At 66.9% G+C, this 17779-nt stretch carries 12 protein-coding genes; 8 read left to right on the top strand and 4 right to left on the bottom strand.

The genetic code is table 11. The features are described from left to right. Positions 1-190 precede the first annotated feature (190 nt). The 4 genes from J2S76_RS11325 (at position 191) to J2S76_RS11310 (ending at position 8581) form a co-directional block, all read left to right on the top strand. Entirely contained in the window at positions 191-5488 is a 5298-nt protein-coding gene (locus J2S76_RS11325; RefSeq protein ID WP_307060528.1) for an autotransporter outer membrane beta-barrel domain-containing protein, read from the top strand. A gap of 333 nt (positions 5489-5821) precedes the next feature. Next, positions 5822-6361, top strand: a complete 540-nt coding sequence (locus J2S76_RS11320) for an invasion associated locus B family protein (protein WP_307060526.1) — start codon at positions 5822-5824, stop codon at positions 6359-6361. A gap of 328 nt (positions 6362-6689) precedes the next feature. Beyond that, on the top strand, positions 6690-7853 hold the full coding sequence (locus tag J2S76_RS11315; RefSeq protein ID WP_307060524.1) for a Ppx/GppA phosphatase family protein: 1164 nt from the start codon (positions 6690-6692) through the stop codon (positions 7851-7853). Then, the gene (locus J2S76_RS11310) at positions 7850-8581 is read left to right on the top strand and encodes an RlmE family RNA methyltransferase (protein WP_307060522.1); all 732 of its coding nucleotides are present in this window, start codon (positions 7850-7852) and stop codon (positions 8579-8581) included. Before J2S76_RS11315 ends, J2S76_RS11310 begins: the two co-directional genes overlap by 4 nt. Here the strand turns inward: J2S76_RS11310 and J2S76_RS11305 are convergent. After that, positions 8578-10011: an MFS transporter gene (locus J2S76_RS11305; protein WP_307060520.1), complete on the bottom strand. Its 1434-nt coding sequence runs from the start codon at positions 10009-10011 to the stop codon at positions 8578-8580. The genes J2S76_RS11310 and J2S76_RS11305 overlap by 4 nt on opposite strands. 310 nt (positions 10012-10321) lie before the next feature. On the opposite strand from J2S76_RS11305, the gene guaB reads away from it, so the two are divergent. From guaB to guaA, 4 genes are all read left to right on the top strand, one after another. Then, the gene (gene guaB, locus J2S76_RS11300) at positions 10322-11812 is read left to right on the top strand and encodes an IMP dehydrogenase (RefSeq protein ID WP_307060519.1); all 1491 of its coding nucleotides are present in this window, start codon (positions 10322-10324) and stop codon (positions 11810-11812) included. Positions 11813-11858: 46 nt separating this feature from the next. Beyond that, positions 11859-12290, top strand: coding sequence for an MAPEG family protein (locus J2S76_RS11295; RefSeq protein ID WP_307060516.1), 432 nt, complete (start codon positions 11859-11861; stop codon positions 12288-12290). Between the two features lie 25 nt (positions 12291-12315). Next, positions 12316-13638 carry an RsmB/NOP family class I SAM-dependent RNA methyltransferase gene (locus J2S76_RS11290; protein WP_307060514.1) on the top strand — a complete coding sequence of 441 codons (1323 nt, stop codon included), beginning with the start codon at positions 12316-12318 and terminating at the stop codon, positions 13636-13638. A 67-nt stretch (positions 13639-13705) separates the two neighbouring features. Continuing rightward, positions 13706-15286 (top strand): glutamine-hydrolyzing GMP synthase, encoded by a 1581-nt coding sequence (guaA, locus tag J2S76_RS11285; RefSeq protein ID WP_307060509.1) that lies wholly within the window; start codon positions 13706-13708, stop codon positions 15284-15286. 185 nt (positions 15287-15471) lie between these two features. Here guaA and J2S76_RS11280 read toward each other — a convergent pair whose 3' ends face one another. The 3 genes from J2S76_RS11280 to J2S76_RS11270 form a co-directional block, all read right to left on the bottom strand. Beyond that, positions 15472-16377: an alpha/beta fold hydrolase gene (locus tag J2S76_RS11280; RefSeq protein WP_307060507.1), complete on the bottom strand. Its 906-nt coding sequence runs from the start codon at positions 16375-16377 to the stop codon at positions 15472-15474. Positions 16378-16483: 106 nt separating this feature from the next. Continuing rightward, complete coding sequence (locus J2S76_RS11275; RefSeq protein ID WP_307060505.1) at positions 16484-16837, bottom strand: hypothetical protein; 354 nt, start codon at positions 16835-16837, stop codon at positions 16484-16486. Further along, positions 16834-17532, bottom strand: a complete 699-nt coding sequence (locus tag J2S76_RS11270) for a DUF2239 family protein (protein ID WP_307060503.1) — start codon at positions 17530-17532, stop codon at positions 16834-16836. The genes J2S76_RS11275 and J2S76_RS11270 overlap by 4 nt, the downstream gene beginning before the upstream one ends. Positions 17533-17779: the final 247 nt, after the last annotated feature.

Raw genomic sequence — 17779 nt, 5'->3', positions numbered from 1 at the left:
ATGGTACCACAAAAGGCAGTTTATTACCGATACTTACGCAACATTTATGACAATGAGGCGTCCTTGCAACCTCAAAGGGCGTTGCATTAGCGTGTCCCCGAATCGTGACGTTCCGGGCTAGCGGGCACCGGCTTCGTCGCGCAATGGGCGGCTCGACCGCCCGCTCGATATGGGGATTTCGGGGGATTATATGGCGAAGAAGATTGCCCAGGTGCGCCGTGGTGCGCGCGCCGTGAAGGCGCGCGTGGCGCTGAATGCGGGCCACGCAGAGGCTTCCATCATTATCGATCATCGAAAGGGCGCGCTGTTCGGGTCGGCCTCTGCCGTCGCCGTGGCGGCCATGCTGACCGCCGCCGTGATTTTGGCCCCCGCGCCGGTGCGCGCTGAGCCCAATCCGACCCCGGCAAGCTGCACCGAAACCTCGTCCGGCTCGGGCAGTTGGTTCTGCGACAACGATCCCCCGCTCAGCCAGGGCGACATCGACGGCAACGCCAACGACAACACCATCACAATCGTCGGTGGCAATTATTCTTGGCAGGACGGCGTCCTCGTTTCCACCAATGTGAATGGTGGTGGCGGCAAGGATGTCATCAGCATTGCGCCCGACGCTGCCTTCAACCCGAACGGTTCGATCGACATCAAGGGGTCGATCAACGGCGGCAAAGGTAACGACACAATCAATTTCGGCGGTGGTTCCTCGAACAACTGGTCGAATGGCTGGGTCTCACTTCATCAGGGAAACATCGATGGCGGCAGTGGTGACGATGTCATCAACATCACTGCTTCCGACCAGGTTGGGACCTATATTTCCAAGGATGGCGTCAACGATAGCGCCAATGTTCTCGGCGGTTCTGGCGACGACGATATCAACATCGTCAACTCCTCGACCAAGGACATCGTCATTGATGGTTCGGTCGATGGCGGCTCCGGGCGAGACGAGATTTCGGTTTCCGCCACCAAAGGTGCCAATATAACCATCGGTGGCGACGTCGAGGGTGATCGCGGCGACGACAAGATCCTGCTGTCGGCGAAGGGCCGCCGCAGCGACGTCCGGGTCGATGATATCTCCGGCGGCGATGGCGATGATTCCATTCGGCTGGTGGCGTCTAAGAGCGGCGAAATCCGCTTTGACGACATCTCCGGCGACGGCGGCTTCTTGTCGAGCGGCGACGACCGGATCGTGCTCTCCGCGACGAACGGCGGCGACATCCGCGGCGACGACATTGATGGCAATCTTGGCGATGACTTCATCGGCCTGTTCGCTTCCGAAGGTGGCGACATCCGCGTCGACGACATCGATGGCGGCTGGGGCGACGACACGATCCTGCTGTCGGCGACGGACCGCCGCAGCGACGTCCGGGTCGATGACATTTCGGGCGGCCTCGGCAAGGACTTCATCGGTCTCTTCGCCTCGGACCGGGCCGAAGTACGCTTCGACACCATTTCCGGCGGCTTTGGCGATGACGTCATCGGGCTGCTGGCGACCAAGGGCGGCGAGATCTCCGGCAACGACATCGACGGAAGCTTCGGTGACGACAAGATCGGCCTGATCGCCACCAAGGGCGGTGAGATCCGCGTCGAGGATATCTCCGGCGGCGATGGCGATGATTCCATTCGGCTGCTGGCGTCGAAGGGCGGGGAGATCCGCTTTGACGACATCTCCGGCGACGGCGGCTTCTTGTCGAGCGGCGACGACCGGATCGTGCTCTCCGCGACGGAAGGCGGCGACATCACCGGCGACGACATTGACGGCAATCTTGGCGATGACTTCATCGGCCTGTTCGCTTCCGAAGGTGGCGACATCCGCGTCGACGACATCGACGGCGGCTGGGGCGACGACACGATCCTGCTGTCGGCGACCGATCGGCGCAGCGACGTCCGGGTCGATGACATTTCGGGCGGCCTCGGCAAGGACTTCATCGGTCTCTTCGCCTCGGACCGGGCCGAAGTACGCTTCGACACCATTTCCGGCGGCTTTGGCGATGACGTCATCGGGCTGCTGGCGACCAAGGGCGGCGAGATCTCTGGCAACGACATCGACGGAAGCTTCGGTGACGACAAGATCGGCCTGATCGCCACCAAGGGCGGTGAGATCCGCGTCGAGGATATCTCGGGCGGCGATGGCGATGATTCCATTCGGCTGCTGGCGTCGAAGGGCGGCGAGATCCGCTTTGACGACATCTCCGGCGACGGCGGCTTCTTGTCGAGCGGCGACGACCGGATCGTGCTCTCCGCGACGGACGGCGGCGACATCACCGGCGACGACATTGACGGCAATCTTGGCGATGACTTCATCGGCCTGTTCGCTTCCGAAGGTGGCGACATCCGCGTCGACGACATCGACGGCGGCTGGGGCGACGACACGATCCTGCTGTCGGCGACCGATCGGCGCAGCGACATCCGCGCCGACGACATTTCGGGCGGCCTCGGCAAGGACTTCATTGGCGTCTTTGCCAGCCGGGGCGCCGAAGTGCGCGTCGACGACATCTCCGGTGGTTTCGGCGACGACGAAATCACGCTCCGGGCAACCCGCGGCGGCGAGATCCGCGCCGAGGACATTTCGGGCGGCTTCGGCGATGACGAGATCAGACTGACCGCCAGCCGTGGCGGTGAGATCCGCGTCGAGGACATCTCCGGTGGCGATGGCGACGACGAGATCACGCTCCGCGCGAGCAGCGGCGGCGAAATCCGCTTTGACGACATCTCCGGCGACGGCGGCTTCTTGTCGAGCGGCGACGACCGGATCGTGCTCTCCGCGACGGACGGCGGCGACATCACCGGCGACGACATTGACGGCAATCTTGGCGATGACTTCATCGGCCTGTTCGCCTCCGAAGGTGGCGACATCCGCGTCGACGACATCGATGGCGGCTGGGGCGACGACACGATCCTGCTGTCGGCGACGGACCGGCGCAGCGACGTCCGGGTCGATGACATTTCGGGCGGCCTCGGCAAGGACTTCATCGGTCTCTTCGCCTCGGACCGGGCCGAAGTGCGCTTCGACACCATTTCCGGCGGCTTTGGCGATGACGTCATCGGGCTGCTGGCGACCAAGGGCGGCGAGATCTCCGGCAACGACATCGACGGAAGCTTCGGTGACGACAAGATCGGCCTGATCGCCACCAAGGGCGGTGAGATCCGCGTCGAGGATATCTCCGGCGGCGATGGCGCTGATTCCATTTGGCTGGTGGCGTCGAAGGGCGGCGAGATCCGCTTTGACGACATCTCCGGCGACGGCGGCTGGTTCTCCAGCGGCGACGACGTCATTGCGCTCGTGGCGTCCGAAGGTGGCGACATCCGCGGCGACGACATTGACGGCAATCGTGGCGACGACTTCATCGGCCTCTTGGCCAAGGAAGGCGGGGACATCCGCGTAGACGACATTGACGGTGGTTCGGGCGACGACCGGATTGCCCTCTACGCCAACGGTGGCGATATCCGCATCGACGACATCGACGGCGGCTCGGGCGACGACGACATCTTTATCGGCGGCACCGATGCGGAGGGGACCTGGATCTCCCTCGACAATATTCGCGGCGGCAGCGGCGATGATCTTGTCGTGCTGTCGGGTCTCGACAACATGAACTCCAACTTCTTCATCGGCGGGGAAGTCGACGGCGGGCGCGGTTTCGATACACTCGTCGTTACCAATGGCAGCACGCTGTCGCTCGATGATGTCGAGCACTTCCAACAGCTCGGGGTTGAAGAGGGCTCCTATCTCGAACTCACCCAGCGCTGGGTGAACTTCAACGGCAACAGCGAGACCGATGGGCTGGTGACGGTCGACGCGACCTCGTACCTCAAGCTTTCGGATCCCGATGCCGACCTCGATACCGGAACCGTCGTCCTGGAAGCGTCGCAAGATGGCGAACTGGGCTACCGCTCGATCTACACTGGCCGGGATGCCGGCTGGTTGGACCAGACCGGCGGCGTGCTGGATGTCTCCGGCAACACCACCACCGGCCTTGCCTACACCCAGGTCGAACTGACCAACACCGAGGGCAGCGAGCCGAGTGTGAGCCTGCCGGATGCGACCTTCATCAACCAGGGCACGATCGCCCTGCACAACGGGATTGACGATGTTGCCGGCGATCGCCTGACCATCAATGGCGATTATATCGGCGGCGGAAACCTGCTGATCGACACCTATCTGGGTGACGCCAACAGCCCGACCGACATCCTGGTCATCAACGGCAACGTGGCTGCCGAGAACACGACGACGATCTACGTCAACAACACCAATGCCGGCGAGGGCGTCTACACCGGCACGGGCCTCGGCCAGGGCATCAAGGTGGTCGACGTCTCCGAGGGCGGCGTGTCGCCGGATGACGCCTTCCAGCTGGCGCGCAACACGGTCAGCGGCCAGCGCGAGGTCATGGCGGGCGCCTATTCCTACCGCCTGTACCAGGACCCCGACAATGAGGCGCCGACCTTCGGCAAGTCGATCGACACCGGCGCTGGCGATTGGTATCTGCGCGCGGGCTATACCGCCCAGGCCACCGGCTATGCTACGGCGCCTTCTGCCATGCAGCGCCACTTCTATGCCGGCCTCGACACGCTGCATAAGCGGCTCGGCGAGGTGCGCCAGCAGGACCAGCTTGAAGGCCGCAATGCCGATCTGGCCCAGTCTTCTGTGGAAAAGGCTCCTGCCTACCAGCCGGTGCCGGCGCCGAAGTTCCAGATGTGGGGCCGCGGCGGTGGTGCGGATCTCAGCTACGACGTCAGCGGCGGGTGGGACTTCTCGCAGCAGACCTGGGGACTCCAGGCCGGTGGCGACTACACCTTCGACTATAATGACTGGCGCATCACCGCCGGCGCCTTCGGCGGCTATGGCTGGTCGGATGTCGACGTGGATGGCGACTGGTCGTCCTGGGGCGGCAGCTCCAGCATGGACATCAATGGCTGGAACGCGGGTATCTACGCCTCGATCCGCCAGGTCGGCCTTGTCCCGGGCGCCGGCTTCTACACCGACCTCGTCGGCAAGGTGGACGTGCTCGACCTGGACATCACCTCCACCAGCAACGTGACGGCGAACACCGACGCCACGGTGTGGGGTGGCTCGGTCGAGATGGGCTATGGCTTTGAAATCTCGAACGGGTGGGTGATCCAGCCCCAGGCCCAGCTGACCTATGCCAGCGCGAGCCAGGACGCCTATTACGACTCGATCGGCACCTCGATCTCGCCGGGTGATGCTGAGTCGCTGATCGGCCGCCTGGGCCTGCAGGTCCAGTCGACCTTCGTCATGGCCACCGGCCAGACGATCACGCCTTACGCGATCTTCAACGTCAATTCCGAGTTCCTCGGCGACAACAAGACCAATGTCGCGGGCACCGTGCTCACCAGCGACATTAACGGCACCTGGTACAATGCCGGCCTCGGCTTCACCGCCGACCTCAATGGCAGCGTGGCCCTGTTCGGCACCGGCGAATACAATTTCGGCGATGTCCAGGGCTGGGCCGGCCAGGGTGGCGTCAAGTTCCGCTGGTAAGCTCCAGCGGATGGCGCGCGGCTCCGGCCGCTCGCCCACAAGATGAGCCTGGGCCGGCCCTCGTGGTCGGCCCATTGCTTTGTTAAGGGGCATTCGTCAGCGGGCACGGCATGCGGCAGCAGGCCCCCAGGGCCGGCCGTTCCTCGGAACTGGCGGCCCGGCAGACGGGCCTTGCTCCTCGCCATGTCCCCTCACCATTTGCCTCTCGCCGCGTGCCTCTCGCCATGTGCCCCGCGCAATGGCACAAACAGATCAGTGATTCTCATCCCGTGGCGCCGGTCGGCGGCGCAGAGCCGACGTCGACCGGCCCCGGGATATCCGCCGGAGGACATCATGACCATTTTCGCCACACGGGCCGCCGCATTGCTGCTGGCGCCCTGCCTTCTGGCCGGCATTCCTGCCGCCCTGGCGCAGACGGCGCCGACCGAGAGCAAGGCCCCGGTCCGCACCGAATCCACCACCTATGACAATTGGATCGTCACCTGCCGCGCCAGCGTCGAGAAGGGCGCGAAGAAGACCTGCGTCGCCACGATGAAGGTGACGGAGGCCAAGTCCAAGAAGACCGTGCTGCTCTGGCAGGTCGGCCAGGACAAGGCCGGGACGCCGACCTATCTGGTTCGCACCCCGCTCGGCGTGCGGCTGAAGGATGGCGTGCAGATCACCATCGGCAAGGGCAAGCCGCGCAAGATCGATTACGCCTCCTGCAACCGCGGCGGCTGCGAGGCCATCGGTCCCTTCGAGGATGCCTTCGGCAAGGAACTTATGACCGCCAAGGAAGTGGTCGCGAGCTTCGTGCTCGCCAATGGCCAGACGGTGAACGTGACCCTGCCGATCGCCGGCATCGCCCAGGCTCTGCCGGCGCTCAAGGGCTGAGCCGGCCAACCTGCCGCCCCTGTCCTGCCGTGATGCGACCCGCCGGCGCTGCGGGCGGGCTCCGTCCGGCGCCGGACCGAGGCGAATCGGTGCGGCGACCGCCGGAAGGCAAAAAAGCACCGCCCCTGACGCTTGGGCGGCAGAGGCGCTGCACCCTTGCCCTGCGGGTCTTTGCGCCGCAACCAGCCCCGCCTGCCGCGCCGGGCTGCCATGAAGTCGATTGCGCCAGCGCTCGCGAATGTTACATTTCACCCGAGATGTTGAACAATGCGAGCCTGGGCCGCCCTTCTGCGTGGCCAGGACGACGGCTTCGGCCGGGGAAACTGAAATGGTCGACGAGACCCAGATGTGGGCCGGGGAGCGGGTGACGGATACGTCGGCTCGCGACGAGCGGCCCCCGGCGCGTGCGCGCCATCGCCAGGGCGGTGGGCCGGCCCAGGGCGGTGCGCCGGCCGGCGCGACGGGACGCGATCCGCGGTCCCATGCGCGGCCGCGCAACAACGATCCCTGCTATGCCGCGCTGGACCTCGGCACCAATAATTGCCGGCTTCTGGTGGCCCGCCCGACGGGGAGTGGTTTTCGCGTCGTCGATGCCTTTTCGCGCATCGTCCGGCTGGGCGAAGGGCTGATCGGCTCTGGCCGCCTGGGCGAGGCGGCGATGGACCGCGCGGTCGAGGCGCTGAAGGTCTGTGCCGCCAAGATCGAGGCGCGCCACATTGTCGACCGTCGGCTGATCGCCACCGAGGCGTGCCGAACGGCGGTGAATGGCGAGGCGTTCATCGACCGCGTCACCCGCGAGACCGGGCTTGAACTGGAGATCGTGGACCGCGAGACCGAGGCGCGGCTGGCGGCTTCCGGCTGCACCCCGCTGGTCGACCCCACCTCGGACGGCGCCGTGCTGTTCGATATCGGCGGCGGCTCGACCGAGGTGGTCTGGCTCGATCGGTTGGAGACGCGCGACGGCGGCCCGCCGGCGGCGGTGATCCGCGCCTGGGTGTCGGTGCCGCTCGGCGTGGTTACGGTGGCCGAGCGTCATGGCGGCGTGAAGGTGACGCGCGACGATTTCGAGGCGATGGTCAATGAGTTCACCCCGCACCTCGCCGGCTTCGTCTCGGCGGTAGGGCCGCATAATTGCGGCCGTCTGCATCTGCTCGGCACCTCGGGCACGGTGACGACGATTGCCGGCGTGCATCTCGACCTGCCGCGCTATGATCGCTCGCAGGTCGATGGTACGTGGCTCGGTGCGGAACAGGTGCGGGTGGTGGTCGACCGGCTGCTCGCCATGCCTTTCGCCGAGCGCGCCGCCAATCCCTGTATCGGCGTCGAGCGTGCCGATCTGGTGCTGGCCGGCTGTGCGATATTGGAATCGGTGCGCCGGGCTTTTCCCTGCGACCGTCTGCGCGTCGCCGATCGCGGCCTGCGGGAAGGAATTTTGGTGGAATTGATGCGTGCCGATGGTGTGTGGCGTCAGAGGGCTGGAGCCCCGACGTGATCGACAAGCCCCAGCCCGGCAAGGGCGGCGAGGCGCGGCCGCTCAAAGTGCGGCTCAAGAAGGCCCGCTCGCTCAGCTCCTCCTCGCAGAAATGGCTTCAGCGCCAGCTCAACGATCCCTATGTCGCGCGCGCCAAGCGTGAAGGCTGGCGCTCGCGTGCCGCTTTCAAGCTGATCGAGATCGACGACAGGCTGAAGATCCTGCGGCCCGGCCTGCGCGTGGTCGATCTCGGCGCCGCCCCGGGCGGCTGGAGCCAGGTGGCGGCAAAGAGGCTCAAGCTGGAGGAAGGGCACGGCAAGATCATCGCCATCGACCTTCTGGAGGTCGACCCGATCACGGGCGTCGACTTCGCCCAGATGGACTTCCTGACCGAGGAGGCGCCCGGGCAGCTGAAGGCGATGCTCGGCGGCGACGCCGACCTTGTCATGTCGGACATGGCGGCCAACACCACCGGGCACCGGGCGACCGATCATCTGCGGATCGTCGGGCTGGTGGAACTGGCGATCGACTTCGCCCGCCAGGTGCTGGCCCCGGGCGGGGCGTTCATCGCCAAGGTGTTCCAGGGCGGCACGGAGAGCACGCTGCTGGCCGAGCTGAAGCGCGACTTCACCACGGTGCGCCACATCAAGCCGCAGGCCAGCCGGGCGGATTCCTCCGAGCTCTATGTGGTGGCGACCGGGTTCCGGGGGCGGCAGGCCGCGCCCGATCCGGCGTCCGCCGCCGATTAGCCCGCACTGCCCATCTCGCCAGCGGGCGCGGGCACCTGCGCCGGTTTCACCCGACCACGGGCGAGTTCGGCGCCGGCGTCGGCCGGCAGGCGCAGGAAGAAGAACACCGAGCACACCGCGATCCCCGCCACGACGAGGAAGGCGACGCTGAAATCGCCAAGCGCGATGGTGCCGTCGCCGCGCCAGCCGCGCATGAGGTCGAGCACCAGCGCCGCCACCGCCACGCCGGTGGAGATCGATACCTGCTGCGCCACGCTGGCGAAGCTGGTGGCCCGGCTCATCGCCTCGGAGGGGATGTCGGCATAGGAGAGCGCGTTGGTGCTGGTGAACTGCAGCGAGCGGAAGAAGCCGCCGAGCAGCAGCGCCCCGATCAGCAGCAGATAAGGCATGTCCGGCCGGAACAGCGCGCCGATCGCGATGAACGCCGCCGCGATGACGCAGTTCACCACCAGCACGCGGCGGAAGCCGAAGGTGCGGATGATGGGAGCGGCGGTGAACTTCATCGTCATCGCTCCCGCCGCCGAGGCGAAGGTGATCATGCCGGAGGCGAAGGGGCTCAGGCCAAAGCCGAGCTGCAGCAGCAGCGGCAGCAGGAAGGGCAGGGCGCCGATGCCGACCCGGAACAGCGAGGCCCCCACCACGCCGGCGAAGAAGGTGGGAATCTTCAGCAGCGCGAGGTCGAGGATCGGTTTCACGGTCCGCCGCGCGTGGCGGACATAGAACCCCATCGACACCGCGCCGATGGCGATGACGGCAAAGGCGAGCGAGGGGGCAACCGCATGCTGGCCGAGCAGCGCGAATCCGAAGACGAGGCCCGCCAGGCCAAGTCCCGAAAGGCACATGCCCCGGAGGTCGAAGGGCGGCACGTTCGGCTCGCGAATGTCGGGAATGAAGCGGCTGACCAGTACGAAGCCGAGCAGGCCGATCGGCAGGTTGAGGAAGAAGATGTAGCGCCAGTCGAAATAGGTGGTGATGAAGCCACCGAGCGGCGGGCCGATCACCGGGCCCAGCAGCGCGGGAATGGTGAGCCAGGCCAGCGCGGAGACGAGTTCTTCCTTCGGCACGGTGCGCAGGATGACGAGGCGCCCGACGGGCACCATCATCGCCCCGCCCATTCCTTGCAGGATGCGGTAGGCGACGAAGTCCGGCAGCGCCTGGGCCAGGCCACAGAGCAGCGAGCCGGCCGTGAAGACGACGATGGCAGCGCGGAACACGGTGCGCGAGCCGAACCGGTCGGCGAACCAGCCGCTCGCCGGAATGAACACGGCGAGGCTCAGCAGGTAGGAGGTCAGCGCCAGCTTCAGCGCGATCGGGTCTTCCTGCAGGTCGGCTGCAATGGCGGGCAGAGAGGTGGCGATCACCGTCGAATCGAGCTGCTCCATGAACAGCGCGCAGGCGACGATTAGCGGGACGAGACGTTCGGAGCGCACGGGCCGGTCCGGATTCGCGGGCGGGGGAGAGACAGGCGGGTTCCGGCTATAACGCCGACGCCGCCATCCGGCGACCGGAAACGCACGCACAAATCTGTCATCGGCGCGGGTTACGCAGGGGCCGTGCCACGCGCAGCGGCAATGCGCCAGGCACAGAGATAGATGCCTAGGAAAGCGTGACAGGCCATGGTATGAGCCCTCGCCAACTCGAAGCGAGCGGGCGTTCTCTGTCAGGCCGGCCCGCTTCGTCCATCCATTCATCGGGCGGGTCTGGAGCCATGCTCCCCTTGCCCCCAATCGGGAGTTGGCGATGTCGGTCTATGACGGCCTCGCGCGGGAAGCGCTTACCTTCGACGACGTGCTGCTGAAGCCCGGCCTGTCCGATGTCATGCCCGGTGAAGTCGACATCCGCTCGCGGGTGACGCGCACCATTTCGCTCAATATCCCCATCCTGTCCTCGGCCATGGATACGGTCACCGAATGGCGTCTCGCCATCGCCATGGCCCAGGCCGGCGGCCTCGGCGTGATCCACCGTAACCTCGATCCCGAGGTGCAGGCCGAGCATGTGCGCCTCGTCAAGAAGTTCGAGAGCGGCATGGTGGTGAACCCCGTCACCATTCATCCCGACCAGCCGCTGGCCGATGCGCTGGCGCTGATGAAGAACCACGGCATTTCCGGCATCCCGGTGGTCGAGCGTGGCCCGAACGGGCGCGCCGGCAGGCTGGCCGGCATTCTCACCAATCGCGACGTGCGCTTCGCCACCAACCCGGCCCAGCCGATTTCCGAGCTGATGACCAAGGAGCGGCTGATCACGGTGCGCGAGGGCGTCGATCAGGCCGAAGCCAAGCGCCTGCTGCACACGCACCGCATCGAGAAGCTGCTGGTGGTGGACGATGAAGGCCGCTGCGTCGGCCTCATCACCGTCAAGGACATGGAAAAGGCCGTCACCAATCCCAACGCGGCGAAGGATGATCAGGGCCGCCTGCGTGTCGGCGCCGCCACCACGGTCGGCGAGGACGGCTATCGTCGCGCCGAGTTGCTGATCGAGGCCGGCGTGGATCTCGTCGTGGTCGATACCGCGCATGGTCATTCGCGCAAGGTTCTCGACCAGGTCAGCCGGATCAAGACGCTGTCCAACAGCGTGCAGATTCTCGCCGGCAACGTCGCCACCGCCGAGGGCACGCAGGCGCTGATCGATGCCGGCGCGGACGCCATCAAGGTCGGCATCGGCCCGGGCTCGATTTGCACCACCCGCATCGTTGCCGGCGTCGGCGTGCCCCAGCTCACCGCCATCCTCGACGCGGTGGAAGCGGCGCGGAAGAGCGACGTGCCCGTCATCGCCGATGGCGGCATCAAGTTCTCGGGCGATCTCGCCAAGGCGCTGGCCGCCGGCGCTGACTGCGCGATGATCGGCTCTCTGCTGGCGGGCACCGACGAGAGCCCGGGCGAGGTTTATCTCTACCAGGGCCGTTCCTATAAGTCGTATCGCGGCATGGGCTCGGTGGGTGCCATGGCGCGCGGCTCGGCCGACCGTTATTTCCAGGCCGAGGTGAAGGACACGCTGAAGCTCGTGCCGGAAGGCATTGAGGGACAGGTGGCCTATAAGGGTCCGGTCGGCGGCGTGTTGCACCAGCTGGCCGGCGGCCTGCGGGCCGCCATGGGCTATGTTGGTGGCGCCACGCTGCAGGATTTCCGCGAGAAGGCGAAGTTCGTGCGCATCTCCGGCGCCTCGCTGCGCGAGAGCCATGTCCACGACGTGACCATCACCCGCGAGAGCCCGAATTACCCGGGCGCCGTCTGAGCGCCGGGCTTCCGCCCGCGCTGAACCGATGAGGGAGGGCTGATCCATGTACGTCACTGCCACTCTGCTGCCCGTGTTCGTGCAGGTCGCCCTCACTTTCGTCGTGCTGTTCCGGCTTGGAGCGGTGCGGCTCGCCGCCATCCGCGCGGGCGGCCTCGTCCGCGAGGAGGTGGTTCTTGACGACAGGGGCTGGCCGCCGAAGGTGCGGCAGGCCAGCAACTGCTTCCGCAACCAGTTCGAACTGCCGGTGCTGTTCTATGCGCTGGTCATTCTGGCGCTGATGACGCGCCAGACGAGCGACTTCTTCCATGTGCTGGCATGGCTGTTCGTGCTCAGCCGCATCGTCCACGCCTTCGTCTATGTGACCAGCAACCACATCGGCTGGCGCTTCGGCGCCTTCGCCTTCGGCGCGCTGGTGCTGTTGGCTATGTGGGTGATGTTCGCGCTGGCGATCCTGCTGGCGCCGGCCCTGCCGTGATGCCCTTTTTGAGAGTGGAATTGAGATGACGCCGGCTGCCAGGCTTTCCGCCGCTATCGAGGTGATCGGCACCCTCCTCGCCGAACGCCGCCCGGCCGCCGACGTGCTGAAGGATTGGGGCCGCAGCCACCGCTTCGCCGGTTCGGGCGATCGCGCGGCGCTGGCCTCGCTGGTCTATGACGCGCTGCGCCGCCGCGCCTCCGCCGCCTGGATCATGGGCGAGCGAATGGGAGAAGAGAGCCCGCGCGGGCTGGTTCTCGGCATGCTGAAGGTCGCCCGCGGCCTCGACGCGAGCGCCATCGCGGCGCTGTGCGACGGCTCGCGCTTCGCCCCCGCGCCTTTGAGCGAGGACGAGCATGCGCGGCTGGCGGAGGCTTCGCTCGGCGACGCCCCCGCCCATGTGCGCGGCGACTACCCCGAATGGCTCGACGCGGCGCTGGCCGCCGTGTTCGGTGAGGCCCGGGCCGAGGAAGGCGCGGCGCTGGCCGAGCGGGCACCGCTCGACCTACGGGTCAATTCGCTCAAGGGCGATGTCGACAAGGCGGGCGAGTTGATCGGCCACCTGTCGCCCGCGCCCGGCCGCTGGTCGCCGCTGGCGCTGCGCATCGCGCTGGAGGCCGACGGCAAGGCACCGCCGCTCACCTCCGAGCCGGCCTATCTCAAGGGACTGGTGGAGATTCAGGACGAAGGCTCGCAGATCGCCGCCATCCTTGCCGCCCCGCCGCGCGGCGGGCAGGTGCTGGATCTGTGCGCCGGCGGCGGCGGCAAGACGCTGGAACTCGCCGCGCTGATGGATGGCGCCGGCCAGCTCTACGCCTATGACGACGATCTGCGTCGCCTCGCCCCCATTCACGAGCGGGTGCAGCGCGCCGGCGCTCATAATGTCCAGGTGCGCTCGCCGCGTGGCAAGGCCGACGTGCTGGAGGACATTGAAGACCGCATGGACCTCGTGCTGGTCGATGCCCCGTGCACCGGCACCGGCACCTGGCGCCGCAACCCCGACGCCAAATGGCGCATGCGCCCCGGCGCGCTGGCCGAGCGGATGAAGGAACAGGCGTCGATCCTCGACACGGCCGCGCGCTATGTGAAGCCCGGCGGGCGCCTCGCCTATGTCACCTGCTCGCTGCTGGACGAGGAAAATGTCGGCCAGGTGCGCGGCTTCCTCGACCGTCACCCCGGATTCCGCCTCGTGCCGCCGGCCGAGATGGTGCTGGCGCTGGGCGAACGCGGCATGACGCTGCGCGCCGCGGCGCTGGAGCGCCCCGAGGGCCTGCTGCTGACCCCGCGCCGCACCGCCACTGACGGCTTCTTCATCAGCCTGATGGTGCGCGGCGATCAAGCCGGATAAGGAACGCAGACGAGACCGCCCCCACCGCCGAGAGCCGCCAGACAGAGCCCGCCAGACAGAGCCAGCCATGACCCAGTTTGAACCGACCGCCGCCACCGCCGAGCACGACACCATCCTCATCATCGACTTCGGCTCGCAGGTCACGCAGCTCATCGCTCGCCGCGTGCGCGAGGAGGGGGTCTATTCCGAGATCGTGCCGTTCCAGAGCGCGGCCGAGGCGGTGCGGCGGCTCAAGCCGGTCGGCATCATCTTCTCCGGCGGCCCGGCATCGGTGATGGACGCGGGCAGCCCGCGCGCGCCGCAGGAGGCGTTCGAGCTCGGCGTGCCGATCTTCGCCATCTGCTACGGGCAGCAGACCTGTGCGCTGCAGCTCGGCGGCGAGGTGGAAGGTGGCCACGCCGCCGAGTTCGGCCGCGCCGAGGTGACGGTGCACAAGCCGAGCGCGCTCTATGACGGCGTGTGGGAGGTCGGCCAGCGCTATCCCGTCTGGATGAGCCATGGCGACCGCGTGACCCGCCTGCCGGAGGGCTTCGAGGTGGTGGCCACCTCCGAGAACGCGCCCTTCGCCGTGGCGGTGAACGAGGCACGGCGCATCTACACCACCATGTTCCACCCGGAAGTGGTGCACACCCCGCATGGCGCGGCGCTGATCCGCAATTTCGTGCGCAAGATCGCCGGTGCGCGCGGCGATTGGGGGATGAGGGCCTATCGCGAAGAGTCCATCCGCCGTATCCGCGAGCAGGTGGGCGAGGGGCGGGTGATCTGCGGCCTCTCCGGCGGCGTCGATTCCTCGGTGGCGGCGGTGCTGATCCATGAGGCGATCGGCGACCAGCTGACCTGCGTGTTCGTCGACCATGGCCTGCTGCGCCTCGGAGAGGCGGAGCGGGTCGTTACCCTGTTCCGCGACGCCTACAACATCCCGCTCGTTCATGTGGACGCTTCCGAGATGTTCCTCGGCGCGCTGGAAGGCGTCACCGACCCCGAGGTGAAGCGCAAGACCATCGGCAAGCTGTTCATCGACGTGTTCGAGGACGAAGCGAAGAAGGTCGGCGGCGCGGGATTTTTGGCCCAGGGCACGCTCTATCCCGACGTGATCGAGAGCGTCAGCTTCACCGGCGGCCCCTCGGTGACGATCAAGAGCCACCACAATGTCGGCGGCCTGCCCGAGCGCATGAACATGAAGCTCGTCGAGCCGCTGCGCGAACTGTTCAAGGACGAGGTGCGCGCATTGGGCCGCGAGCTCGGCCTGCCGGAAGTCTTCGTCGGCCGCCATCCCTTCCCCGGGCCGGGCCTCGCGATCCGCTGCCCCGGCGAGATCACCCGCGAGAAGCTCGACATTCTGCGCCTTGCCGACGAGATCTACCTCGAAGAGATCCGCCGTCACGGCCTCTATGACGAGATCTGGCAGGCCTTTGCCGTGATCCTGCCGGTGAAGACGGTGGGGGTGATGGGTGACTTCCGCACTTATGACTATGTGGTCGGCCTGCGCGCCGTGACCTCGGTGGACGGCATGACGGCGGATTTCTACCCGTTCGACATGGCCTTCCTCGGCCGCGTCGCCACCCGCATCGTCAACGAGGTCAAGGGCGTCAACCGCGTGGTCTACGACGTGACCAGCAAGCCGCCCGGGACCATCGAGTGGGAGTGATTCAGTCCCATCCGAAGCTATCGGGCGTGCCGACGCTGCTACCGCCGTTGATGAGCTTTATGGGAATTGAACGTGTGTCGTGACCGGATGCGTGCGCCGCATATGTTCAGTGGACCGCGGCCGATGAGAACGCGACCGGCATAGTGCGGCGCGGCGGTGTTGGGCGCGGTCACGGGCCAGGTAAATCACCTTCTTTTTGGCGGTGCCCTTCTCGCCACTCGGTCGATGGCCTCCGCGACCGTGCGATGCAGCGTGGTCGGCAGGTGGTGGCCCATGCCGTCGATCGGCATCAACTCGGCGCCCGGGATCGAGGCGGCGGTCTCGGCACCACAGGCCGGAGGGATCAGCGGATCGTCGGCGCCATGGATGACGAGCGTCGGCACGCCGATGGTGGCGAGGCGCGCGCGGCGATCACCCGCCACGGCCATGGCGGCGATCTGTCGTCCGGCACCGCCCGGATCATAGGCACGCCTGACCTCCTCCAGCACAAGGACGCGCTGTGCCGCCTCGTCGACCGGGTGGCCCGGGCCGGCGATCCGGCGTGCGAAGGCGAGGCTGTGTGTCAGAAATCCGGCCTCGTCGGCGAGCGGATCCGGCGCCGGACGCATCATCATCGCCATGACGTCCGGCTCGGCTTGCGGAAGGGCGGGATTGCCGGTGCCCGACATGATCGAGGTGAGGGACAGGACCCGTTCGGGATGCTCGCTCGCCATGATCTGCGCGATCATGCCGCCCATCGACAGGCCGACCACATGCGCCCGATCGATGGCGAGGGCATCCAGCAGACCGATCGCGTCGGCAGCCATGTCGTGGAGCGTATAGGGAACCTCCGGCCGCTGACCGGCCATGAGCGCGGCGGCCAACGCGCCGAAGTCCGGCGGGGCGCACTGGGCAAAATGCGTCGAGCATCCCGCGTCGCGGTTGTCGAAACGGATCACACGATAGCCGTGTGCCGCCAGTTGCTCGCAGAACGGAACGGCCCAGCGGATCATCTGAACGCCCAGCCCGGCGATCAGCAGGATCGGCGGATCGCCCTCGCGCCCGAACTGATCCCAGGCCAGATCGATGCCATTGGCTTTCACCATGTTCATGGACGTGCTCTTTCCGGATCAGGTCGGGAATGGCAATTCGGCGAGGGGAAGCAGGCGCGAATCTTGTAAGGCCGCGCTGCGGTGGCCGAGACCCGCCAGATAGGCTTCATGGCTGGCGAAGGCGAGGAAGGCGGCGATGCTCGCCTGACGGACCAGCAATGCCCGGGTCCCATCTTTCGCCCTCCGGCCCGATCAGGAACGGCCCGCCGGCGCCGAGAAACACCACGTCGCCGCCGCTCTCGCGCAAGAAGGGCAGCGTGTGCCTGAAATACCGAGCGAAGGCTTCCGCCCCGCTGATCGGCATGGCCGGCGCGAGGTCCGGATGGGCCGTGTAATCGGCGACCTCGCGAAACCGCAGCAGGTTCAGCATTATGAAGGGGCCTTCAAGGCCGCGCTGGACAAAGAGCCTGCCGGCGTTCTGCGTCGGTTCGAGGTGGCCGATGCCGGCGGACGCGGTCATGGCGTTTCTTTTCGGCCGCTCTCCGACATCGCGCCATCCGGCGCGCCGAACGCCAGGCGCAGGGCGTGCGCGCGGATGTCGTGTGGCCAGTCGGCGATGCCGTGCTCCAGTTTCGGCCGATCATTGGCGAAGAGCGCGCGTGTCGCCTCTTCATAGCCCGGTAGGTCGCCCGCGATCGCCTGCATGAAGTGATAGGCGGCCTCCTGCGCGGCCCGCCGGGCCTGCCGCTCCCCGCCATTGCGCCGGGCATCGTCCACCAACCGTCGCAAGACGGCGGAGGCGCCGCCCGGCTGGGTGGCAAGCCAGTCCCACTGCTTCGGCAGCAGGGTCACCTCGCGGGCGACGACCCCCAATTTGGGCCGCCCCCGGCCTCGTGCTTCGGTGCCCTCTTCCTTCGCGGCGTCATCCTTCGCGGCATTGTCCTTCGCAGGCTCGGCCAGCTGGTTCGAGGGCGGCCGATGGCGCCCGGCGAACGTCTGGGGCGGCCGAGACAGTCGTTCGACAATCTCGGCCGTGCCGCCGCGCAGGTCGAGATCGACGACGCGGCCGGTTCTGTCGTCGAAGACGAGGATCGCGCTCGGCGATCCACCTTCGGTCGCGGTTTTGACGGCGAGAGCGACATCGATCAGCGGGCCGGCGAGCAGCCGCCGATAGCCTTCGAAGGCCGTACAGGGTTTTGACAGCAGGTCGGACATTGAGCGTGCACCGGAAAGGATGATGGTCCGTTATTACCCGGATAAAAACGGCTCGTCAATATTGCCCGGGTTAAATTGGATTCACGTCCGACGTCGTGCACGACCCGCTGCGACCTGCACTGAATTGCCGGACCGTCTTGAGGTGGCTCCACATGTGGCCATGCGGATCATCGGCGATGAACCGAGCGGGCGGCCCTCAGCGCATCCTGACAAGCCTTCGTGGTCGTCGAGTGCCTCTCCAGCCCGG

It is taken from the genome of Ancylobacter vacuolatus, from assembly GCF_030813595.1.
Taxonomy (GTDB): domain Bacteria; phylum Pseudomonadota; class Alphaproteobacteria; order Rhizobiales; family Xanthobacteraceae; genus Ancylobacter; species Ancylobacter vacuolatus.
This window is presented reverse-complemented; position numbering and strand designations above follow the sequence as displayed.